Annotated in this window: 24 protein-coding genes; 11 read left to right on the top strand and 13 right to left on the bottom strand. The window is 59.4% G+C overall.

Annotated elements, in window-relative coordinates; genetic code table 11:
* Nucleotides 1-3: 3 nt before the first annotated feature.
* The 3 genes from JNL86_12575 to bamE are packed head-to-tail and all read right to left on the bottom strand — an operon-like array spanning nucleotide 4 to nucleotide 1,450.
* Nucleotides 4-441: a hypothetical protein gene (locus tag JNL86_12575; GenBank protein ID MBL8043743.1), complete on the bottom strand. Its 438-nt coding sequence runs from the start codon at nucleotides 439-441 to the stop codon at nucleotides 4-6.
* A gap of 12 nt (nucleotides 442-453) precedes the next feature.
* Nucleotides 454-1,035 (bottom strand): hypothetical protein, encoded by a 582-nt coding sequence (locus JNL86_12570; GenBank protein MBL8043742.1) that lies wholly within the window; start codon nucleotides 1,033-1,035, stop codon nucleotides 454-456.
* A gap of 13 nt (nucleotides 1,036-1,048) precedes the next feature.
* Nucleotides 1,049-1,450 (bottom strand): outer membrane protein assembly factor BamE, encoded by a 402-nt coding sequence (gene bamE / locus JNL86_12565; protein MBL8043741.1) that lies wholly within the window; start codon nucleotides 1,448-1,450, stop codon nucleotides 1,049-1,051.
* Between the two features lie 169 nt (nucleotides 1,451-1,619).
* On the opposite strand from bamE, the gene JNL86_12560 reads away from it, so the two are divergent.
* The 3 genes from JNL86_12560 to JNL86_12550 all read left to right on the top strand — a co-directional run bounded on the left by JNL86_12560 (nucleotide 1,620) and on the right by JNL86_12550 (nucleotide 3,075).
* Nucleotides 1,620-2,132, top strand: a complete 513-nt coding sequence (locus JNL86_12560) for a pyridoxamine 5'-phosphate oxidase family protein (protein MBL8043740.1) — start codon at nucleotides 1,620-1,622, stop codon at nucleotides 2,130-2,132.
* A gap of 165 nt (nucleotides 2,133-2,297) precedes the next feature.
* Nucleotides 2,298-2,753 (top strand): VanZ family protein, encoded by a 456-nt coding sequence (locus JNL86_12555; protein ID MBL8043739.1) that lies wholly within the window; start codon nucleotides 2,298-2,300, stop codon nucleotides 2,751-2,753.
* Entirely contained in the window at nucleotides 2,734-3,075 is a 342-nt protein-coding gene (locus tag JNL86_12550; protein ID MBL8043738.1) for a PilZ domain-containing protein, read from the top strand. The genes JNL86_12555 and JNL86_12550 overlap by 20 nt, the downstream gene beginning before the upstream one ends.
* A 262-nt stretch (nucleotides 3,076-3,337) precedes the next feature.
* Here JNL86_12550 and JNL86_12545 read toward each other — a convergent pair whose 3' ends face one another.
* Nucleotides 3,338-4,285 carry a hypothetical protein gene (locus JNL86_12545; GenBank protein ID MBL8043737.1) on the bottom strand — a complete coding sequence of 316 codons (948 nt, stop codon included), beginning with the start codon at nucleotides 4,283-4,285 and terminating at the stop codon, nucleotides 3,338-3,340.
* A 510-nt stretch (nucleotides 4,286-4,795) separates the two neighbouring features.
* On the opposite strand from JNL86_12545, the gene JNL86_12540 reads away from it, so the two are divergent.
* The 8 genes from JNL86_12540 to JNL86_12505 all read left to right on the top strand — a co-directional run bounded on the left by JNL86_12540 (nucleotide 4,796) and on the right by JNL86_12505 (nucleotide 13,617).
* Complete coding sequence (locus JNL86_12540; GenBank protein ID MBL8043736.1) at nucleotides 4,796-5,194, top strand: hypothetical protein; 399 nt, start codon at nucleotides 4,796-4,798, stop codon at nucleotides 5,192-5,194.
* Nucleotides 5,195-5,293: 99 nt separating this feature from the next.
* The gene (lnt, locus tag JNL86_12535) at nucleotides 5,294-6,928 is read left to right on the top strand and encodes an apolipoprotein N-acyltransferase (GenBank protein ID MBL8043735.1); all 1,635 of its coding nucleotides are present in this window, start codon (nucleotides 5,294-5,296) and stop codon (nucleotides 6,926-6,928) included.
* 18 nt (nucleotides 6,929-6,946) lie between these two features.
* Nucleotides 6,947-8,090, top strand: a protein-coding gene (prfB, locus tag JNL86_12530; protein ID MBL8043734.1) for a peptide chain release factor 2 whose coding sequence is annotated in 2 segments (ribosomal slippage) — nucleotides 6,947-7,015 and nucleotides 7,017-8,090 — 1,143 coding nt in all. Because the reading frame shifts where the segments join, the coding sequence is not laid out codon by codon here.
* A gap of 50 nt (nucleotides 8,091-8,140) precedes the next feature.
* Nucleotides 8,141-9,643, top strand: coding sequence for a lysine--tRNA ligase (gene lysS / locus JNL86_12525; GenBank protein MBL8043733.1), 1,503 nt, complete (start codon nucleotides 8,141-8,143; stop codon nucleotides 9,641-9,643).
* 3 nt (nucleotides 9,644-9,646) lie between these two features.
* Nucleotides 9,647-10,924, top strand: coding sequence for an ABC transporter permease (locus JNL86_12520; protein MBL8043732.1), 1,278 nt, complete (start codon nucleotides 9,647-9,649; stop codon nucleotides 10,922-10,924).
* A gap of 86 nt (nucleotides 10,925-11,010) precedes the next feature.
* Nucleotides 11,011-11,679 (top strand): ABC transporter ATP-binding protein, encoded by a 669-nt coding sequence (locus JNL86_12515; protein MBL8043731.1) that lies wholly within the window; start codon nucleotides 11,011-11,013, stop codon nucleotides 11,677-11,679.
* 140 nt (nucleotides 11,680-11,819) lie between these two features.
* On the top strand, nucleotides 11,820-12,965 hold the full coding sequence (gene traF, locus JNL86_12510) for a conjugal transfer protein TraF (GenBank protein MBL8043730.1): 1,146 nt from the start codon (nucleotides 11,820-11,822) through the stop codon (nucleotides 12,963-12,965).
* A gap of 46 nt (nucleotides 12,966-13,011) precedes the next feature.
* On the top strand, nucleotides 13,012-13,617 hold the full coding sequence (locus JNL86_12505) for a hypothetical protein (protein MBL8043729.1): 606 nt from the start codon (nucleotides 13,012-13,014) through the stop codon (nucleotides 13,615-13,617).
* Nucleotides 13,618-13,633: 16 nt separating this feature from the next.
* Here the strand turns inward: JNL86_12505 and JNL86_12500 are convergent, their stop codons facing one another.
* The 9 genes from JNL86_12500 to JNL86_12460 all read right to left on the bottom strand — a co-directional run.
* On the bottom strand, nucleotides 13,634-14,692 hold the full coding sequence (locus JNL86_12500) for a GAF domain-containing protein (GenBank protein MBL8043728.1): 1,059 nt from the start codon (nucleotides 14,690-14,692) through the stop codon (nucleotides 13,634-13,636).
* Between the two features lie 193 nt (nucleotides 14,693-14,885).
* On the bottom strand, nucleotides 14,886-15,686 hold the full coding sequence (locus tag JNL86_12495; GenBank protein MBL8043727.1) for a tryptophan synthase subunit alpha: 801 nt from the start codon (nucleotides 15,684-15,686) through the stop codon (nucleotides 14,886-14,888).
* A 169-nt stretch (nucleotides 15,687-15,855) separates the two neighbouring features.
* Nucleotides 15,856-17,046 (bottom strand): tryptophan synthase subunit beta, encoded by a 1,191-nt coding sequence (gene trpB / locus JNL86_12490; protein MBL8043726.1) that lies wholly within the window; start codon nucleotides 17,044-17,046, stop codon nucleotides 15,856-15,858.
* A 109-nt stretch (nucleotides 17,047-17,155) separates the two neighbouring features.
* Entirely contained in the window at nucleotides 17,156-17,785 is a 630-nt protein-coding gene (locus JNL86_12485; GenBank protein ID MBL8043725.1) for a phosphoribosylanthranilate isomerase, read from the bottom strand.
* A 7-nt stretch (nucleotides 17,786-17,792) separates the two neighbouring features.
* Entirely contained in the window at nucleotides 17,793-18,107 is a 315-nt protein-coding gene (locus JNL86_12480; protein ID MBL8043724.1) for a hypothetical protein, read from the bottom strand.
* Nucleotides 18,104-18,928 (bottom strand): indole-3-glycerol phosphate synthase TrpC, encoded by an 825-nt coding sequence (gene trpC, locus JNL86_12475; protein MBL8043723.1) that lies wholly within the window; start codon nucleotides 18,926-18,928, stop codon nucleotides 18,104-18,106. The genes JNL86_12480 and trpC overlap by 4 nt, the downstream gene beginning before the upstream one ends.
* 4 nt (nucleotides 18,929-18,932) lie before the next feature.
* Complete coding sequence (gene trpD / locus JNL86_12470; GenBank protein ID MBL8043722.1) at nucleotides 18,933-19,949, bottom strand: anthranilate phosphoribosyltransferase; 1,017 nt, start codon at nucleotides 19,947-19,949, stop codon at nucleotides 18,933-18,935.
* A 38-nt stretch (nucleotides 19,950-19,987) separates the two neighbouring features.
* The gene (pabA, locus tag JNL86_12465) at nucleotides 19,988-20,551 is read right to left on the bottom strand and encodes an aminodeoxychorismate/anthranilate synthase component II (protein MBL8043721.1); all 564 of its coding nucleotides are present in this window, start codon (nucleotides 20,549-20,551) and stop codon (nucleotides 19,988-19,990) included.
* 89 nt (nucleotides 20,552-20,640) lie between these two features.
* A partial coding sequence (locus JNL86_12460) for a chorismate-binding protein (protein MBL8043720.1) occupies nucleotides 20,641-20,910 on the bottom strand: 270 nt, incomplete at its 5' end.

Below are 20,910 nucleotides of genomic sequence, written 5' to 3'. Positions count from 1 at the left end.
CGGCTAATCCTTCACCAAAAACAACGACCGCTCGACCGCCGCAAAGAAATTCTGATAGACCTTGGGATCGTCGATGGGCTTACTGTTATAGATCGCATTGGCCCGAATCATGGTCTTCCCGGCCTCCTGGGCCCGCACCGTCACCGTGACGCCGAGCACGTCGTAATAGTTGGGTTCGGCGAAGCGGGCCGCCGTGACGAGTCCGAGCGGTTCGTTGGCCCGTTCGATGATGAACCCCAGATCCTGCAAGGCCGCAATGACCCCTCGCATGGCGACGGTCTGATCTTTCACCTCGAACGAACGCGTCTGCGCGCTCCGGATTTTCATTTGTGCATCGGTCGGCGCGAAGAGTTCCTGCCGAGGCTCCGGCGCGACACACCCGTGTAGCAGTATCATGCCCCCCGCCAGCACCATCGCCTGAAAGCTCCACGTCCAGTTCATGTGTCCTCGCGCTTAGATTGCATGCGGCTCCAGGAAGACCGCCTTGGAGAGTTTCGCAAAAAATTGCTGATAGATGTCCTGATCGCGAATCATCTCCATTTGTTGTTCGCCCGGCGGGATGTAATTGCGGTCGGCCTGCCCGTCCCCTTTCCACACCACGCGATAGAAGATGATCCGCACCTCGTGCCGCGAGTGGTCTTCGGCGACGGGCCTGGCCACGATGGTCGCCGCAATCTTCTGGTGCAGGTCGATTGGAATGAGGACATGGCCGAGCGTCAGCAGCCACACGAAAAACCGATTCCGGTACTGCCCGTACTCGCGCGCACTCCGTTCTTTCGCCGCCCGCAGGAACCCCACCTCCCCCACACTCTCCTCGATCTGAAATCCGAGATCCTGCAGGGCGGCCGCCGAGGCCGACAACAATTCGTGATCGGTGGGAGTCTCGAACACCCGCGTTTGCATGGCTCGATTCGCGCTGCTTTCCGGCGTCAATTGAAAAAACTCAGCCGGTTGAGCCCGCTGCTGAGCACACCCGCTCACCACCAGCGGCCAACCCAGGGCAACGACGATGGCCGCCACGACTCGCGCTCCCACTTGAACCGTCGGCTTAAAACTGCGTCGAGTTGTAGGCAAAATCGCGAACCTTCTTCTCTTCGTCGTATTTGATGATGATCGTCAAGGTCCGTTGACGCTGCGAACTGGAATGGTCGCTGGAGTTCGCGCCCAGAATAATCAATCCGGCGTAGGTAGAACTCGACGTGTCGACACGATCGGTCGAGACCTTGTCGTAGATCCACACCTCACGGCGCTTGTCGTCCGTGGTCACGATATTCGGCGAGCCCAGCAATTCAGCCACCTGCGCAGCCGACATGCCGACCTTCACTTCGCCCTGTACCCGTCCGACGGTCAGCCGGTCTTCTTTGATCTCCGCGTGCTTTCCGCCACAGCCGGTCAGCCCGATCGACATACATACCCCTGCTACCATCACGCCCCAGTGCCACTGTTTCATCGTCTGCCTCTCCCTTCCCGTCTCGGCCGGTCCATTGGTCGTTTGCCGCTCCATCATATCCTGCTGTGTTGCGCCAGGCAAAGCGGGATGAGCGGCATGCTCGAGCGCATGCCGCTCCCGCTGGACAATTGCGAACGGCCAGCTACAATGAACCGAGGGAGGTGACACGATGCCGATGCAAGAGCCCAAGCCAAATGAGGAAATTCAAGCCGCCTACGAACAGCTGATCGCACAGTTGCGAACCGGCGTCCTGCTGACCCTCAGAAACGGACACCCGTTTGGCTCACATGTCCCCTATCTGCTGGACAAGGATTGGTCGCATGTCTACCTCCACCTCAGCCGCCTGGCGCTGCATACCCAACATTTGTTGAAGGATTCTCGTGTCAGTCTGTTCATTGCGGAACCCGATGAGCCGGAGAAAAACCCCCTGGCCCTGCAACGGCTAAATTTGATGGGAACCGCAAGCCTCCTCCCCGTCGAACACGACGCCTATGAGTCGGTCAAAACACGATATCTGAAGAAGTTCCCCCAGTCGAAGATGATGTTCGGGTTCGGCGACTTTGCCTTGTGGGAGCTGAAGATGCAGGATGCGCATCTGGTACTCGGATTCGGCCAGGCCTATCAGGCCTACGCGAGCACACCCAACGAGTGGCATCACCAGACCCCCGACAAAAAAGGTTGAAACACCCCAGCCCGCCCGCTCCGACGCCCCGCAACGTTCCCCGATCTCTCGCGAACTCCGCCCCTCCAAAGCACTAGCGCTTCGGCCGAACGGCTGATGGTGATTCTTCCACACTGCACGGTACTCTCCGCTGGTTACAAGCCGTTGCCGGAGACGATCCCACACATGTTGTTCGTCGGTGCCGTCATCATAGGGTACATGGTGTTACTCCTGGGGCTCGCCGTAGCTGCACCAGGCATGGGGGTAACCGGACACATCATCGACATCGTGCCGACAAACTGGCGCGATGAGGCGCACATCCCCGCCTACGGCATGCTCACCTGGTTGGTCATCTGGGGATTGCGTCGGCGCGGATGGCCGTTGCCGTACGCCGCCCCGGTTGGGGTCTTCTTCACTGTAGTTTTTGGAATTTGGACCGAGGTCGCACAGGGAACAACTCCCAGCCGTGAAGCGTCCCTCCCCGACATCGTACATGATTGCATGGGCGGCCTCATGGCCGCCGCACTGATGTGGTATCAGCAACCCGCAGGCTCTCTCCTGAAGCGATGCTTGCGGAGAGAAGGAAGAACACGTACCGGCGGACGAAAGGAATCGAATCGACATGAATACGGCATATCGTGACCGTGGGACCAAACGCATCCACGTCCAATACCCGATCTACTATTCGAATGGCGCATTTCAGACCATCGGTGTCACCGAAGATTTTACCAATGTCGGGGGACGGATTCGAGGAAGGGAAGCGGTCACGGTGGGCATGGAGTTGGTCGTCATTGTCATCCAACCGACTCCGGACACGCCCATGCTTGTGCGTAGAGCAACGGTCCGTTGGTCGAAAGGACACGACTTCGGCATCGCTCTCTCGGGAGTCCCGCCTCAATCAGAATCGGAACTCAAAGCCATGGCCAAAGTGATGCTCCCGGGCCTCTGGTCCTGCCTAAATTGAACACCTCAACTTCATAACGACGGGGATGACGCGCCGTTTCTCGATGCGCAACGAGCCCGTCGCCCTTCGTCCTCACCGCGACCGACTATTTATGCTGCGAGTGATCCAACGGATGGCGAGGGCCGGCGAAGAACATTTCCATCAGCACGAAGAACATCATCAAGAGCGCGCCGAGGCCGATCGCCACAGCCCAGTTTTCCCACGACATGGTCACCCTCCTCAGCCCCCTGGGAATCGTCCATCGATTCCCAGGGGGACGCCGTTATCGTCCCGACCGGTGCAAGTGCAGTAGCGTGTCCAGCTTCCAGATCGGGATGCTCTGCATCTCGTCCTTGCGCGTGCTGAACGCCAACCCGCCGACGAACAAGGCGATCAGACCCACGCAGGCCAGGATCAGTAATCCGCGCGAGACATCTGCGGTCGCATTCCTGTGATACGAGACCATCGTCCGTTCCTGCGACATCTCCTCCAGCCGCGCCAACCGATCCATCAACGCATCGGTACGAACCGCCGCGACCGTCGCGCTCGCCAGCTGAATCTGCCGCTCCGCCTTGGCTTCGGCATACCCTTCCTGCGCCTGCGTCACCTGGACGACAGCTCGACCGACCCGTTCCTGCGACGCCGCGGTCATCCGTTCTTCGTCCACAATGGCATCGACGATCGACCGTCCCAGCGCCGCCTGCCTGGTCGCGACGAACTCGTCATGCATCCGTTGTCCCGTCAATTCGGCCGTACGAATCAGGTTGCGATTGAACTCTCCACCGTCCTGCTCCACAGACAAGATCCCGCTGAAGATTCCTCGCCTGGTCTGATTCACCACGGACTTGCCCATGACATATTGCATACGCGCACGATGATCGACGTCCTGTCCGTAGGCGCGCAATTCCGCGACCACCAAGGGACTCAGGATAGACGTCTCCATAGCTTGTGATTCCACGACTGCACGATTTAACTCCATACTGGAAGCGGACAGCACCGCCTCGGCCTCCCGATCAAGCAACAGGTCCTGCACGATCGCTTGCCCGAGCACCGGCTGCAGATACTGCATTCCGGCGGCAGGGTCGGTCCCGGCGATGGCACTGCTCATACGGGGAGTACTGGGAGCCTGCCAGAATCCATCGGCAGCCGTCACGAGTAGATATCCTCCAAACAAGGTCGCTACCAGTCCGATGGCAGCCATGACATCGACGAGGTCATATTTTCGTCCCATGGCACCCTCCTTCCTGCCTCAGCCTAGCTCGGCGCGCGGCACGCAGGTAGGACACCGGCACGCCGTTCTCTACACGACACAGACCTGGAGTCCAGCCTGCATAGACAGACCTCCTTTTTTTCAACGTGGTGACACTGACCGGCATGTATGGTGGTTTCGGTCGCACGAAGCACAACAGGCGAGCCGAACATTGCTGAAGCGTGAGGTTGTTGAGGGGAAACGCCGCAGAGCCCTCTCGGGCCAAGGCTGGCTTGGTCACAGCGGCGGTCATGTTCGCCACGGAGGACCATGTGACCACCTGCAGAAAGGGTGGTACTGAATTGCTGAAATCAGTCTACGCCTGGGGAAAAAATCGGTCAATACGGGAAAAGTTGAGGACCGGTGCGGCTTCCCGGCCATCGTCATTCGCAAAAGAGCAACAGGATCATGTGCGGGGAAGCGGCGAGCCGTCTGATACAATGACCATGGGCCTGTCAGTCTTGATTCACTCGCGCTCTCAGAGGACGCACCATGCTCACGATGAGGCTTATCCTACTCCTGACATGCGGCTCACTCCTGGGCCCGATCTCCCACACCAGCGCCCAATCATCCCCGGTTCGACAGCCGGACGGCACGAACGGTCTGTTATCTCCCCTCAGCGGGAGCGACGCCATCTACTCGGATGCTCATGGCATCACGCACCCCACCACAGTGGGAACGGGACTGCCGTCCCCCGGCATCAATGCGCTCTCCGGTGCCTCGTCGGGCGTACTCACGCCCCTTGGAACCACGCCACCGCCGAATCGGCTCACGCCCGCACCGCTCCTCCCGCTTTCCCCCAAAGCAATGGCCAATCCGCAACCCCAGCAACCGACCGCCTCCGGGTTTCCGGGCCGGATCGCGCCGCCCGGTGGACGACCAGGCCACTGACCTTACCGACTGAGCCGCATCGGCACGCTGAAGGGCCCGGCAAGCCCTTCTCGCAGTGGCCTGTTGAATCTCTCTAATGCTTTCGTTAAGTTAGCGGCAATGACCATCTCCCGCGCACGCCTCATTCTGCTTGCCTGCGCGAGCGGTTTTCTCTACCCCCTCTCCTTTCCGGCATTTGATTTCGGCCTCATCGCCTGGTTCGCCTTGGTTCCCCTGCATATCGCGGTGGAATATGCTGCTCCACGGCGCGCGTTCCGTGTCGGTTGGCTTGCGGGGTCGGTCGCCTTTACGGGAGCGATGTTCTGGGTCATCACCGCAATGAACGTGTACGGCAAAGTACCCTTCCCGATTGCCACACTCGTCATGCTGTTGCTCACGATCTATCTCGGGCTGTATCTGGCCGTCTATGCCGGAGCCCTGTCGTGGATCAGAACGGCGTTTCCCACCTTGGGGTTTCTGCCGGCACCCTTTCTCTGGGTCACCCTGGAGTTGATCCGCACGTACTTTCTCTCCGGCCTGCCCTGGGCGCTCTTCGGGTACTCTCAATATCAGTGGCTGCCCATTATCCAGTTTGCCGATCATTTCGGCGTCTATGGCGTCTCGTTTCTTCTGGTGTTGGTCAATGCCGCCCTGGCGGAAACACTGATCTGGAGCTTCAAGGCCTATCGTGGTTTTCAGATTCGCTCGTTCCCCTGGCCCTCCTCGGTCGCCGCCGGCGCCGGATTCGGGGTGGCCCTGTTTTACGGCACCACACTCCTGTCGGCCGCTCAGCATGTGCAGGCTCGCACGTTGTCCGTCGGAGTCGTGCAACCGAACGTCGAACAGGCTCAAAAATGGGATGTCGCATTCCGGCAGGAAACGATGTCGCGATTCGATCGCCTCACGACGGGACTCGGCGACAACCTGGATCTCATCGTATGGCCGGAAGCCGCCACGCCCTTCGTGTATGAGATGGAGCCACAATACCGGCTCCTCGTGGGCGACATGGTACGGCGCGCCGGAGCGCCTCTCCTGTTCGGCAGTCCGGCCTTGCGGCGGCACCCGGACGGCCGCCCGTTCCTTCTCAACAGCGCGTACCTCCTCGCGACGGACGGCCAAATCCTGGGTCGATACGACAAACAACACCTCGTGCCCTTCGGTGAATACATTCCGTTTCATAACTCGCTGCTGTTCTTTCTCGATAAGCTTGTGGAAGGAATCGGGGACTTCGAAGCCGGTCCCGGCTCGACCCTGTTGATGTTCAAGCCCCATGAGAAATCTCCTCCGCTGGCAGCCGCCGCGACCAACCCCGACTTCCATCTCAAGTTCGGCGTCGTGATTTGTTACGAAGTGATCTTCCCCAACCTCGTGCGGCAGTTCGCGGCGAACGGCGCCGACTTCATGGTCACGGTGACAAACGACGCGTGGTTCGGCCCATCCTCGGCACCCTATCAACACTTCGGCATGGTCGTCTTTCGCGCCGTGGAAAACCATGTCGCGTTCGCGCGGGCGGCGAATACCGGCATCTCCGGATTCATCGATCCGTATGGCCGCGTGTTGCAGCAGTCATCGATCTTCACCCAAGAGGCGCTGCGGGGGACGATTCCCGTCAGCCATCAACAGACCTTTTACTCCCAATACGGTGATCTCTTTGCGTATGCCTGTGCTATACTCATCGCGCTTTTGTGCCTGACCGGCTACTTCTCGCACGACACGGAACCCGCCGGTGGAGAACCAGCCGGGCGACCAGCGTGAGAAAGAAAGGAACGTGCCATGTTAGATGATGTCCGGACCCGTGTGCGCACCCTTGGCGAACAGTTGGCTCAATTACGGGGGCATCTTTGACCTGGCTCGGATGACGGCTGAACTCAACGACATCGAACTCAAAACCTCCCAGCCTGATTTCTGGAAAGATACGCAGGCCGCCGCCAAGGTCAATCGCCGCAAAGCTGCGTTAGACCGCGAACTCTCCCGATGGCGGGACACCGAACGCCGCCAAAGCGACATCGAGGCGCTGCTGGAATTAGCGCTGGAATCGGGGGACGCCGGGTTGGAGCAGGAGCTGACGGCCGAACTCGACCCATTCGAAAAATCCGTCGCCCAGTTTCGCATCGAACTGTTGCTCTCGGGCGAACTGGATGCGAACAACGCGATCTTTGCCATCCACCCTGGCGCCGGTGGCACCGAGTCTCAGGACTGGGCGCAAATGCTGCTCCGCATGTATGTGCGATGGGCGGAACAAAAAGGATTCAAGGTCGAAACCCTGGATTTGCAGGCTGGCGAAGAAGCCGGCATTAAGAGCGCGACATTGTCCGTCAACGGCCCCTACGCCTATGGCTATCTGAAAGCCGAAGCCGGCGTGCATCGCCTGGTGCGGATCTCCCCGTTTGACGCAAACAAACGCCGCCATACGTCCTTCGCCTCCGTGTTTGTCTATCCCGAGCTGGACGATGATGTGCAGGTCGTGATCGAAGACAAGGACCTCCGGATTGATACGTTCCGCGCCGGCGGCGCCGGAGGGCAAAACGTCAACAAAGTGGAAACCGCCATTCGCATTACACACATCCCGACCGGTATCGTCGTGCAATGCCAAAACGAGCGGTCCCAGCTCCAAAACCGCAACGGAGCCATGAAGATTTTGCGCGCCCGCTTGTTTGAGCTGGAACAACGTAAGAAGGAAGCCGAATTCAACGCGATTGTCGGCGAGAAAAAGGATATCGCCTGGGGCAGTCAAATCCGTTCCTACGTGTTTCAGCCATACCAAATGGTCAAAGACCATCGGACCGGACATGAGGTCGGCCAGGTGTCCGCCGTCATGGACGGCGAACTAGACGGATTCATCGAAGCCTATCTCCAAAGAAAAATGACCGGCGGCAAGGCACCCGAGCCGATCGCCATGAAAGACGACGACCTTTAACGTGACGCGTCGCTCGTGGAACACCGTACGCGAACCACGCGCGACGAGATATGAACGACGAGAGAGTACCGATGGATGAATTGAACGATCAGCGTCAGCAACGCATCAAGAAACTGGATCAGCTCCGCCAGCTCGGCGTGGCCCCCTACGGCACACGTTTCGAGGTCAAGGACCGGGCCGGGCAGCTCGTCCGCCTGCACGGCGAGAAAACGAAAGACACGCTCGAGCAGGAACAGATCGGGTGCACCATCGCCGGCCGCATCGTCGGACTACGCCGGTTCGGCAAGGCTGCCTTTGCCGTGTTACAGGACGGCTCGGAACGCCTGCAGGTGTATTTGAAGAAAGATACGCTGGGTGAGCAGACTCACCAGATCTCCGAAGGGCTGGATTTGGGCGATTGGATCGGCGTGACCGGCACCCTGTTCCGCACCAAGACCAATGAGTTCACCGTCGAAGCCAAGACCCTCACCTTTTTGAGCAAGGCCCTCCGTCCCCTACCGGAAAAATGGCACGGCCTCACCGATGTCGAGACCAGATACCGTCAGCGGTATGTGGATCTCATCGCCAATCCGCAGGTGCACCAGATCTTTGCCCTGCGCAGCCGAATCGTCTCAGGCATTCGCGCATTTCTCAACGAGCGCGGGTTCCTGGAGGTGGAAACGCCGATGATGCATCCGATTCCCGGCGGCGCGGCAGCCAAACCCTTCGTCACCCACCACAATGCATTGGACGCCGAGCTGTATCTCCGAATCGCGCCGGAACTCTATCTCAAGCGCTTGATCGTGGGTGGATTTCCCCGCGTCTTCGAAATTAACCGCAACTTTCGAAATGAAGGGATCTCGACGATCCACAACCCTGAATTCACGATGCTGGAGTTTTACGTCGCCTATGCCGACTACCATGACCTCATCGTGCTGACGGAAGAACTCTTCAGCCGTTTGGCCCAGGACATTTTCGGCACGACAACGATCGAGTATCAGGGCACACAGATCCAACTGGGCTCGCCCTGGCGACGCTGGTCGTACCACCAGGCAATCTTAGAGGTGAACAGCTTACCGCCCTCGGTGCTCAAGAATCGCGACGAGGCCCTTGCGGCTGCCAAGCGGCTTGGCGTCGACGTCGATCCTCAAGCTTCCCTCGTCAACATCCTGAACGACATGTTCGAGGAGACGGTCGAGCCACAACTGCAACAACCGACCTTCATCACCGACTATCCGATTGAGATCTCCCCCCTCGCGCGCAGGAAGGATTCCGATCCGTCCTTGACCGATCGGTTCGAGCTCTACATCGCGGGGCGCGAACTGGCCAACGCGTTTTCCGAGTTGAATGACCCGCTGGATCAACGGGAACGCTTCGAGGCTCAGGCGGCGCAACATGCCGCCGGCGACGAGGAGGCCCATCGAGTGGACGAAGATTTCCTGCGGGCCCTCGAATACGGCATGCCGCCCACGGCCGGTGAAGGCATCGGGATCGATCGGCTGGTCATGCTCTTTACCAATCAGGCCTCCATCCGGGATGTGGTGCTCTTCCCGCAACTGAGGCCTGAAAAGTAAGACATGGCGCTGCCCTACGAAATCTATATCGGCCTCCGATACCTGCGCGCGAAACGACGCAATCGCACCATCTCGTTCAATACCATCGTCTCCATCGTCGGGATCACGCTCGGCGTGGCCGCGTTGATCGGCACGGTCGGCATCATGACCGGGTTCAAGGAGGACGTCCAGGCGAAGATCCTCGGCACCACGGCGCACATCCTCGTGAACGACCGCATGAAGGAGTCCATGTCCGAGTACGAAGAGCAGGTCAAGAAGGTCGCCGCTGTTCCGGAGGTGGTTGCCGCCACTCCGTTTATCTTTCGGCAGGTGCTGCTGACCTCCTCCTCAGGGGTTCAGGGCATCATCCTGCGCGGCATCGACCCTGCGCGTGAAGGCACGGTGACTGAACTCGCCCATAATCTCATCACCGGCAACCTGGACGACCTCTCACACACGAGCAAAGTCGTCATTCCCGAGAAAGAACGGGAACCGAACGGTCCGGATACGGCCATGCGGCCCGGCATCATTCTCGGGAAAGAGCTGTCGATGCGCCTTGGGGTCTTCCCCGGCGACACCCTGAACGTGGTGTCACCCGTGGGGCCGATTACGGGCGCCAGCATGACGCCAAAAATCCGGCAATTCGTCGTCGTCGGCATCTTTCAATCCGGCATGTACGAATACGATTCCTCCCTGGCCTACATCGAGTTGGCGGAGGCGCAAAAGTTTTTCAACATGGGCGCCACGGTCACGGGCATCGAGGTGAAGGTCGCCGACGTGTTCCGCGCGAGTGACGTGGCCCGCTCGATCGAACAGCAGCTTGGCTTCGCCTTCTGGGCGCGCGACTGGATGCAGATGAATCGCAACCTGTTCTCGGCCCTCAAGCTGGAAAAGACGATGATGTTCCTGTTGCTCGTGCTGATCACGATCGTGGCCTCGTTCAACATCGTCAGCACGCTCACCATGATCGTGACCGAAAAACAACGCGAGATCGCCATTCTCAAAGCGATGGGAGCCACACGCAAAGGGATCATGCGTATTTTTATGCTGAACGGCCTGATCATCGGCTGTTCCGGCGCGGCCATCGGCGTGCCGCTCGGATACGCGTTCCTCTGGTTGATCCAAACCTTCTGGACCTTCGATCCGACCGTTTATTACATTTCGAAAATTCCAGTGCATGTCCTTGGATCGGATGTGTTACTCGTCGCAGGCTCGGCCATTCTCATCAGTTTTGCCGCCACCCTATATCCGTCACTCCAGGCGGCAAAACTCGATCCGGCTGCCGCGCTGAGATATGAATGATCACGCTGTGAGTGACCGGGGCGTGGCGCGACGATAGTGCCGCGGCACAGCGACTCCGCCATATCAGTATTGGACAACATGGTTTCATGATTGACGTCGTCGGGCTCTACAAAACATTTCCGATGGGCGGGCGCGAACTGGTGGTGTTGAACGACATCAACCTGCATATCGCGCGCGGCGAACTCATCGCGATTATCGGGGCCTCCGGCGCGGGCAAGAGCACCCTGTTGCAAATTCTCGGGACGTTGGATCGGCCCACTAAGGGCACCGTGTCGTTCGAGGGCCAGAACCTGTTCCAGCTCACGGAACAACAGCAGGCGGAGTTCAGAAACCGTCGAGTAGGATTCGTATTCCAATTTCACCACCTCCTGCCGGAGTTCACGGCGCTGGAGAATGCCTGCCTGCCGGCGATGATTCAGAAGCGGGAGATGGCCGATGTCATCGGAGAGGCGACGAAACTCCTCGGAGAGGTCGGCCTGGGCGACCGCTTGCACCACAAACCCGGCGAACTATCGGGTGGCGAACAACAGCGGGTCTCCGTGGCGCGCGCACTGATGCAGCAGCCCGATCTCGTCCTGGCCGATGAACCGACCGGCAATCTCGACAGCCACACGGGAGACGCGTTGTTCACACTACTCCGACAACTGAACCGTTCGCGCGGCACCACCTTCGTCATCGTCACCCACAACGACAAACTGTCCGCTCAAGCCGACCGCATCATCTCCATGCAGGACGGTATGATCATCTCCTCGTGAGGAACTGCTGCACGGCACGGTGACGTACCCCCACAGATTTCGACGACGCCCTCAAATTCAGCCACGGCTTCTTGACGGGTTGAGCATCTTTTCGTAGACTGCGCTATTCGACCGCTGTCACCCAGAGTCCCTTGATTCCTATGCTGTCACATTGCCGTCGCAGCCTTCCCATCGTCGCCTGGATGCTCGTCGTCTTGCTGCCGATTCAGGCCGCAGCAGTCGAATTCGTGTTCGTGGGCTCACGGCAGATGGGTATGGGCGGGGCCGGAGTCGCGACCACGTCGGATTCCCTCGCCACCTACTGGAACCCAGCCGGCATGGCGATGAGTAAGAAGTTCGACATGCGGATTCAGGGCAGCGGCCAGTTCATCGATCGCGGTGACGTCTTCGACACGTTGAAGGAAATCAACAATCTCAATTTGAACGACACCTCTGCCGGCAACATCGCGCGCCTCCAGCAGCAGCTCGATCGCATGAACAGACCGGGCACGAATCTCACCGCAGCCGCCTCGGGCGGATTCTACGTCAAGGGCAACTTCGGCGAACATGCGCTGGGGTTTAACGTGTCCGATGTTGCGACGGCGGGAGGTTTCCTGCGCAGTCCGGTCGGGTTTACGAACAATGGCTCGAACCTGACCGTCAACGGCCAATTCGCCATGAACGGATTGGAAGTGCGACAGGCCGCGCTGTCCTATGCCTATGCCTTCATGGACCGCATGTTCTCGATCGGCATCACGGGGAAGGTGATCCAGGGCGCGGCCTATACCGGTGCCACCAATATTCGGGGTGCGAGCGACGACGTCAAAGTCTTCGAAGACATCGGGCGCGCCAAGATTTCCACCGCACTCGGCATCGATGTCGGCGCCATGTTCCGGCCCTCCTCCTGGTTACGGATGGGAATCGTCGCGAAGGACATTAACGCGCCCACGTTCGATGCGCCGAACGGCGACAAATTCAAACTGCTGCCGCAGGTGCGCACGGGCATCGCAGTCAACCCGTATAACTCGCTGACGCTCACCGCAGATGTCGATATTACCAAGAACAATACCCTGACTCCCGGCGTCTACAGCCAGGTCTTGAGCCTGGGGGCTGAACAAACGATTCTGTCCGAACTGCTGTCGTTCCGACTCGGTGCCTTCAAGAACATGCAGGATGCCAAGACCCCGTTCATCCCAACGGCAGGCTTCGGGCTTCGCATCTTCGCCTTGCGCGTCGATATCGCCGGCGGGTATGATTTTAGAGATCAGGCCGCTTTAGCTTCCGGGTCCATTGCATTGACCTTCTAGGGCGCTGTTGGCTGTGAACCAATCTGCTACACTTGTTAGACAAACCATGACACGACGGACCTTCTTACGATTTAGTGTGGTGTTCTGCCTAACGCTCTCGGGGCTTGTGACTGGCTGCGGCGGGTTACAGGAAATGTGGGAAGGGCCGGCGGCTCGTGGATTCTACCCGAAAACCATGGCGATCCTCCCGATCTCCGGCACCTACGATAGTGCGCGCGAAGACGTCGAGGAAGTGGTCGCGAAGGTGCTCATCAAGAGTCGCCGCGTCGAAAAGGTCGTCCCTCCCGATCAAGTCACCGACACCTTCCAGACGACCAAGGATGCGTTCGACGCGCTCGTCACCTATTTTTCCCGCATGGAGACGACCGGCCAATCCGACAAGAACTCAGCCATTAAGATCGGCCATGCCCTGGGCGCAGACTCGCTGCTGGTCGTGAAGGTCAATGCCTGGGAGTATACGCGGGAAGAAGGCGACAATATCGCCCGCGTGGGATTGAGCATGCGCCTGGTCGATGCCGTGAACGGGGCGATTGTGTGGAAAGCCCGGCACCAGGTGCAGGAAAGCTATTTGTTCATCCGCCCGGACATGAAAGATCTTGCCACGAAGCTCGCCACGGACATGATCAAGTACATGCCGCCCGAAAAGCGTTAGGATCCAGACGTTTCGTTCACGCCTCCTCACCGACCGGTCGCCTGCGCAAATTGTCGATCGCCAAGCCGAACTGATTCGACAGACTCGCAAGCTCCAGCACATCCCAATTGCTGAACGGCTTTCCGCTCCGCCGATTCACGACTTCCAGCACACCTACGGCCCGAGCCCCCATGCGAACCGGCACCGAAACCAGGGAGGCGACCTGGAGAACCGCCTGCCACCCTTGGCCAGGAGCCAGCCGCACATCCTGTGCGCCCTGGGTAATCAACACGGCTTGCCCCGTACGATGCACCCCGGCCGCAATCATCGATTGCAGCACGGTCAGCCCGGTGGCTCGTTCCCCACCGAGCGCCGACAGCCTTAACGACCCATCGCCGGTACCCAGAAACAAGGCCCCTGCTTCTGCCTCGACGAGTCGAATTGCCGCATCCAACGCTCGCCGCAGTTTCTCCTCCTCGCCCAGTGAAGAATTCAACAGATCGCTGACCTGCTCCATATGCTGAATACGCAGAATCTTTGCGGCATACTTCACGGTCAATCGAGCATGGTCCAGCAACACCGACAACCAGGGTTCGATCGCCGTCAACAGCGACAGAGCGGCTCGTGCAGGCACGCGTTGAGACTTCCCGGCCTGGAACATCACCACGCCGTCCATGCGACCGATGCGATGCAGGCGGATGCCGTGTAACTCACCGAGACTGACCCGCGCCTGCTGCTCCGCCTGCGTCAGGCCGGCTTGCCATTGCCCGGCCACGGAGGCCTCACTGCTGCCCGCTTCCGCCAGGCAGGTCATTTCACGAGTCTGTTCATCCCGGACATAGACGGCAATCGCGTGAACCTTCGTCAGTTGCAGAAACGATTGCACGAATACAGCCGCAACTCCGATCGGCGAACGTCCCTCCCCTTCAGCATGCGCCAAGCTCTTGAAGAGTGCCTGCTGGAGCGTCTGCAATACACGGTCCTCTCGCACAGGAGCCGGCACCCTCGACACGGTCTTCCGGCGCGAACCGACGGGAGGTTTTTTTGCGGTGGTCTTGCGGCTGCTGCGAGCAATCTTACGGCGAACGACGGCCATGGCATCTCCTCATGTGAAGCGTCAATGATTGCCAGACAGGAGACAGCGTCCTATCTGATTCGGGCGAGCAATGACTCTGGAATCGGGGAAAGACGGCACCCGGGCGGTCCGGATGTGAGAATAGAGAACCGATTGGAGTTGAATCTGACTGGGGTTCGCGGAAACAGAACGGAATGAGGGTATCGCCGCACGCCTAGGCCGGCTGCATCGCGGCCTTAAGGGAACGCACGAAGCTCCCCACTTCCTGAACGAGTCGGCCATCCTGCCCATGCTCTCCCACACGACGAACAATCGCGCTGCCGACGATGACTCCGTCGGCGACGCGCGCAACGGTTGCAGCATCCTCCGGAGTCGCAACACCAAATCCTACGGCGACGGGGGTCTTCGTATGTTTCTTGATCTTGGCGACGTTCTCCCGAACCCCCGCCATGTCGTTCAGTTTAGCGCCAGTGATGCCTGTGAGGGAAACATAATAGACAAATCCGCCGGACTCTTTGGCGACATATGCCCGGCGCGAAGACGTGCTCGTGGGGGCCAAGAGGAAAATCAGGTGGAGCCCCGCGGCATCGGCCGGACCACGTAAGGGACCGGCTTCATCGGGAGGCATGTCCGGCACAATGACGCCATCCACGCCCGCCTCGACCGCCTTCCCGCAGAACTCCGCCTCACCAAAGGCGTGAATGTTGTTGTAGTAGGCCATGAGCACGATGGGAATTTGCGTCGTCGCGCGCAAGCGGCGAACCGATTCCAGAATCTTACGGAGCGATGTGCCGCTCTGCAGACCACGCTCTGCCGCTTGCTGAATCACCGGTCCATCGGCGATCGGATCGGAAAAGGGCACACCCAGTTCGATGATGTCGGCACCGGCACGCTCCAATTCCAGCACCAATTGCTCGGTGTCCTGCAACGAAGGATCACCCGCCATGATGTACGTAATGAGCGCCTTCTCTCCATGTGCTTTCAATCGACCGAATGCCTGATCTAAACGATTCATCTCGATCTACTCCTGTCTCTCACTCATCCACCAGCATGTCCTTGGCAGGATGTTCAATCGGGCTGCCCGGCAAGGCCGCAGCAAGGAAAGAGGTGAGGCGTACTCAGATGCGTACGTCGAGCCTCTGCACGCCGCGAGAACAACGCTGGAAGCCGTTTTCAACCTTCTGCTACAGCGTCACGCCTTTGATTCTGGCTACCTGCTGCACATCCTTATCACCACGACCCGAGAGGTTGGCCACAAGGATCTGCGTTTTCTTCATCTTCGGGGCACGCTTCACGACTTCCGCGATGGCATGGGCACTTTCGAGCGCCGGCATGATGCCCTCTTCCCGCGCGAGCAGATCGAAGGCCGCCAACGCTTCATCATCTGTCACCGACGTATATTCGGCACGATTCGTTTCCTTCAAATAACTATGCTCCGGTCCAACCGCCGCATAGTCCAGTCCAGCCGACACGGAGTGGGTGAGATTCACCTGGCCGTTCTCATCCTGCAGGAGATAGGTCATGGTGCCCTGGAGCACGCCGGGACGTCCGCCCGCAAATCTGGCCGCATGTTTCCCGCTCGCCACACCGAGACCACCCGCTTCCACGCCGATCATCTTCACCTTCTTGTCACCCACGAAGGCATGGAACAGCCCCATGGCGTTACTCCCGCCGCCGACGCAGGCGATCAAACAATCAGGGAGCCGTCCTTCCGTCGCGAGAATCTGCTTCCTGGCCTCACGGCCGATCACGGACTGAAAATCCCGGATCATCATCGGATAGGGATGCGCGCCCAGGACCGAGCCCAGCACGTAGTGCGTCGTCCGCACGTTGGTGGTCCAATCCCGCATCGCTTCGCTGATGGCATCTTTCAACGTCCGGCTTCCGGCGTCCACGCCGGTCACCTTCGAGCCGAGCAGCCGCATCCGGAACACGTTCAGCGCCTGTCGCTGCATGTCTTCCGTGCCCATGTAAATTTCGCATTCCAAACCGAACATGGCCGCGACCGTCGCCGTCGCCACACCGTGTTGCCCCGCGCCGGTCTCGGCGATGAGCCGGGGCTTCTTCATGCGTTTCGCCAGAAGCGCCTGCCCGATCGCATTGTTGATCTTGTGCGCGCCGGTGTGACAGAGATCCTCGCGCTTCAGATAAATCTTCGCCCCGCCCAGCCGTTTTGTCAGACGCTGCGCACAATAGAGCGGCGTCGGCCGTCCCACATATTCTGTTAAGTAATGTTTGAACTCGGTTTGAAAGGTTCGGTCGCGCCGCGTACGCTGATACATCTCTTCGAGCTCCAGCAATGCCGGCATCAGGGTCTCAGGGACGTACCGCCCGCCATAGAGTCCGAATCGCCCGTGTCGATCTGGTATTGCCATCGCGTGTCCTTCAGCTAATCATGAAAACGAGAGTATAACAGCCTGCTGAAAACGTCCGCCACCGTCGCGCTCCCTGATAGGGACCCGAACCGATCAGAAAGACGACGCGCTAACGGGACACCATCCTGACAGCCTGTACAAACGTCCGAACCTTCGCGTGATCCTTCTTTCCGGGTCGCGCTTCGACGCCGCTGCTCACGTCGACGCCGTAGGGACGAACCTGACCGACGGCCTGCGCGACATTCTCCGGCGTCAAGCCGCCGGCCAGGAGAATACGGGCCACCGCCGCGGCTTCGGCGGCCAAGGACCAATCAGCCACCTGCCCCGTTCCGCCGTAGGCATCCGGAGAAAATGCATCCACCAAGAACCCGCGCACGCCGGCACGCCCCTGGAATTCGGCCAAGGCCAGAAATGATGCACGGTCCCTGAGCCTAATGGCCTTGAGGACGGGGCGGCCCAACGTCTCGCAATAGGCCGCCGTTTCATCGCCATGCAACTGCGCAAGGGCCAAACCGCAACTGTCCATGATATCCCGCACGACCTTGGCATCCTCATTCACGAACACCCCGATCGGCAACACGAAAGGCGGGAGTTCCTTGACAATGGCCTTGACCGCCGCCGTTTCTGCGCAGCGAGGACTCTTCTTGTGAAAGACAAACCCGACGGCATCCGCACCCGCCTCCACTGCCACCGCCGCATCCTCGGCATTCGTCAGGCCACAAATTTTGACTTTGACCATCGTCACGTCAGCAACTCTGCTTGCTCTTTTGCATGCCGTAAAATCCGCGATAGGACCATTGGCAGACCTGTCCCTTGGGGGTGAACGTGAGCCCGATCAGATCCTGACGCCCGTCCTGCAATGGGACCATCCACTCGCACACCTCACCACCTTCCTTGAATGTATGGCAGCGGGTGGGAATGCCCATCTCCTTGATGCGATCGTCTTTGCTGCTGCCCATCCAGGAATCCCACTTCGGGGAATATTCATGAATCTCCTGATTCACGCAGCCGGCTAGGGTCAAGAGGCCGACCGTCATGCTCCACGCGAGGATCCTGTTCATTGCGCCTCCTTCTTGGGCTCGTCACCCAGCAGCTCACGAGTCTTCACCCCGATGTCCTGTGCCCGGATCAGCGACTCGCCGATCAGCATGGCATGCACACCGGCTTCCACCAGCCGCACCACATCGTCGCGTTTGTGAATACCACTCTCGCTCACGATCAGTTTGTCGGCAGGAATCCGCTTTGCCAACCGTATGGTGACGCCGAGATCCGTCGAGAAGGTCTTGAGGTCCCGGTTGTTGATGCCAATCAACCGCACATCCGGCAACCATTCAAGCACGGTATCAAGCTCGCGCTCATGGTGCGTCTCCACCAACACGTCCAGCGACAATTCTTTAGCCAGTGCCGCAAAGTCGATCAACTGGCGTTTCTCCAGACCCGCCACAATCAAGAGCACCGCGTCTGCCCCATAGGCTCGCGCTTCGTAAAATTGGATGTCGGCGACCATGAACTCTTTGTTCAGCGCCGGCAGCCCTACCCGCTCCTTCACGTCGGCCAGATACTCCAGATTCCCCTGGAAAAAGTCTTTGTCGGTGAGAACGGAGACGGCCGTCGCCCCATGCTCTCGATAGGCCTCGGCGATACGGACCGGCTCGAACCGCTGCTCGAACTCAGGCCGCAATAACCCCAGACTGGGAGACGCCTTTTTGACCTCGGCGATCAAGGCCGGCCTGGTCGGCGTGCGGCGCGCATCGAGCGTGACGGCGAATCCGAGCGTCGGCCCCGCGTCACGGATTTTGGTCTTCAGCTCCGCCAGGTAGCCGCGACTGTTCTTATGACGAATCTCCGCTTTCTTATGTTCAAGGATCCGGTCGAGAATCACGATCTCACGAGGCCTTCTTGGTAAAGTCGATCAACTGTTCCAATTTCTCCATCGCCGCGCCGGAATCAATCGTCCGTTGGGCCAACTCAAATCCGTCCTGCAGGGTCTTCGCCTTGCGGCCGGCCACAAGCGCAGGGGCCGCATTGAGGCACACGATGTCGCGCTTCGGCCCTTTTCGCCCACGGAAAATCTCTCGTGTAATGGCCGCGTTCTCTTCCGCGCTTCCACCCACCAGCTCTTTCGGACGTACCCGCGCGAGGCCGAACTCAGACGGGTCGATGGCATAACTCGACACCACTCCAGCCTTCCCTTCCGAGACTCTGGTCCGATCGGTCACCGTCATCTCATCCAACCCGTCCATCCCATGCACCACAAAACAATGTTGGGCGCCAAGGTGGAGCAACACCTTCGCCAACAACTCCGTCAACCCCGCGTCGAAAACCCCCACCACTTGCAACCGGGCACCAGCCGGATTGGTGAGTGGCCCAAGGATATTCAGCAAGGTGCGGATTCCCAATTCCTGTCGCGGCTGGGCGCAGTGTTTCATCGCACTGTGGTACAGCGGCGCGAAGAGAAACCCGATTCCCACTTCGTTCACGCAATCGGACACCCGCTCAGGCGGCAGGTTGATAGCCACACCCAGCGCCGCCAGGACATCGGCGCTGCCGGATTTGGACGACACCGAACGATTGCCATGTTTGGCCACCGTCAGCCCCGCTCCGGCTACCACAAAGGCCGCCGTCGTGGAGATATTGAACGTATGGGCTCGATCGCCTCCGGTTCCGCAGGTATCCACGACCTGTGTATCCCGGACCCGGATTCTGGTCGCTCGCGCACGCATCGCCAACACCGATCCGGCAATCTCCTCGACGGTCTCCCCCTTCATCCGCAGCCCCATCAAGTACGCCGCAATCTGGGCCGGAGTGGCGCTGCCATCCATGATCTCGCCCATGACCGTCTCTGCCTCCGACTCGGTCAGGTTGGCCCGTTCGGCCAGTTTGTGGATTGCGTCTTTGATCATGGTACGAACCGGTGGCGGGTGCCGCGTCGACGGGCGCGCTACAACTTCAGGAAGTTGCGCAACAGCTCCTTGCCGGCAGTGGTGAGAATGGACTCCGGATGGAATTGGACCCCTTCGATTCCAAGCGTCTTGTGCCGCATCCCCATGATTTCACCCTCGGCGGTTTCGGCGCTGATCTCAAAACACTCGGGCAGGTTCTTTCGGTTGACGATGAGCGAGTGATAGCGGGTCGCTTCAAACGGGTTGGGGAGATCTCGAAAAATCGTGCGGCCGTCATGACGGACCATGGACGTCTTCCCATGCATGAGGCGCTCGGCGCGAATCACCTCTCCGCCGAAGGCGACCGCAAGAGATTGGTGACCGAGGCAGACGCCCAGCAGCGGCAACTTGCCGCCGAAATATCTGATGGCCTCCACCGAGACACCCGCTTCAGTCGGCGTACAGGGACCCGGTGAAATGACGAGCCGGCGCGGCTTCAAGGCTTCTATCTCCGGAATAGAAATCTTATCGTTGCGGTAGACGACGACCTCCTCTCCCAACTCGCCGAAGTATTGGACGAGGTTGTAGGTAAAGGAATCGTAGTTATCGATCATCAACAACATAGGCACCGCTTGTCGCTCGTCGTTCGTGAACCGTCTCTCGTCAGGTCGCCGTTCCCGCGTTTCACGTGGTACCTTCACGTTTCACGCGTTTATTCCAGCCCCTGCTCGGCCAGTTCGATGGCTTTCATCATGGCCCTGGCCTTATTGCAAGTCTCTTCGTACTCATGTTCGGGAACTGAATCCGCAACAATCCCGGCGCCGGCTTGAATGTAGGCTTGCCGGCCTTTGATCACTACGGTTCGGATATTGATACACATGTCCATATTGCCGGAGAACCCGAAGTATCCCACGGCTCCGGCGTAAGGCCCTCGTCGCGCCGGCTCCAATTCTTCGATGATCTGCATGGCGCGAATCTTGGG

The sequence above is a fragment of the Nitrospira sp. genome (assembly GCA_016788885.1).
In the GTDB taxonomy this organism is placed as follows: Bacteria; Nitrospirota; Nitrospiria; order Nitrospirales; family Nitrospiraceae; genus Nitrospira_A.
The sequence above is the reverse complement of the archived record's forward strand: the minus strand, read 5'-3'. Positions and strand labels throughout refer to the sequence as shown.

Bases quoted from the DNA above. Each gene is read 5' to 3' on its own strand.
- JNL86_12575 (MBL8043743.1), bottom strand. From the start codon at position 441: ATGAACTGGACGTGGAGCTTTCAGGCGATGGTGCTGGCGGGGGGCATG.
- bamE (MBL8043741.1), bottom strand. From the start codon at position 1,450: ATGAAACAGTGGCACTGGGGCGTGATGGTAGCAGGGGTATGTATGTCG.
- JNL86_12560 (MBL8043740.1), top strand. From the start codon at position 1,620: ATGCCGATGCAAGAGCCCAAGCCAAATGAGGAAATTCAAGCCGCCTAC.
- JNL86_12555 (MBL8043739.1), top strand. From the start codon at position 2,298: ATGTTGTTCGTCGGTGCCGTCATCATAGGGTACATGGTGTTACTCCTG.
- JNL86_12550 (MBL8043738.1), top strand. From the start codon at position 2,734: ATGAATACGGCATATCGTGACCGTGGGACCAAACGCATCCACGTCCAA.
- JNL86_12545 (MBL8043737.1), bottom strand. From the start codon at position 4,285: ATGGGACGAAAATATGACCTCGTCGATGTCATGGCTGCCATCGGACTG.
- JNL86_12540 (MBL8043736.1), top strand. From the start codon at position 4,796: ATGCTCACGATGAGGCTTATCCTACTCCTGACATGCGGCTCACTCCTG.
- lnt (MBL8043735.1), top strand. From the start codon at position 5,294: ATGACCATCTCCCGCGCACGCCTCATTCTGCTTGCCTGCGCGAGCGGT.
- lysS (MBL8043733.1), top strand. From the start codon at position 8,141: ATGAACGACGAGAGAGTACCGATGGATGAATTGAACGATCAGCGTCAG.
- JNL86_12520 (MBL8043732.1), top strand. From the start codon at position 9,647: ATGGCGCTGCCCTACGAAATCTATATCGGCCTCCGATACCTGCGCGCG.
- JNL86_12515 (MBL8043731.1), top strand. From the start codon at position 11,011: ATGATTGACGTCGTCGGGCTCTACAAAACATTTCCGATGGGCGGGCGC.
- traF (MBL8043730.1), top strand. From the start codon at position 11,820: ATGCTGTCACATTGCCGTCGCAGCCTTCCCATCGTCGCCTGGATGCTC.
- JNL86_12505 (MBL8043729.1), top strand. From the start codon at position 13,012: ATGACACGACGGACCTTCTTACGATTTAGTGTGGTGTTCTGCCTAACG.
- JNL86_12500 (MBL8043728.1), bottom strand. From the start codon at position 14,692: ATGGCCGTCGTTCGCCGTAAGATTGCTCGCAGCAGCCGCAAGACCACC.
- JNL86_12495 (MBL8043727.1), bottom strand. From the start codon at position 15,686: ATGAATCGTTTAGATCAGGCATTCGGTCGATTGAAAGCACATGGAGAG.
- trpB (MBL8043726.1), bottom strand. From the start codon at position 17,046: ATGGCAATACCAGATCGACACGGGCGATTCGGACTCTATGGCGGGCGG.
- JNL86_12485 (MBL8043725.1), bottom strand. From the start codon at position 17,785: ATGGTCAAAGTCAAAATTTGTGGCCTGACGAATGCCGAGGATGCGGCG.
- JNL86_12480 (MBL8043724.1), bottom strand. From the start codon at position 18,107: ATGAACAGGATCCTCGCGTGGAGCATGACGGTCGGCCTCTTGACCCTA.
- trpD (MBL8043722.1), bottom strand. From the start codon at position 19,949: ATGATCAAAGACGCAATCCACAAACTGGCCGAACGGGCCAACCTGACC.
- pabA (MBL8043721.1), bottom strand. From the start codon at position 20,551: ATGTTGTTGATGATCGATAACTACGATTCCTTTACCTACAACCTCGTC.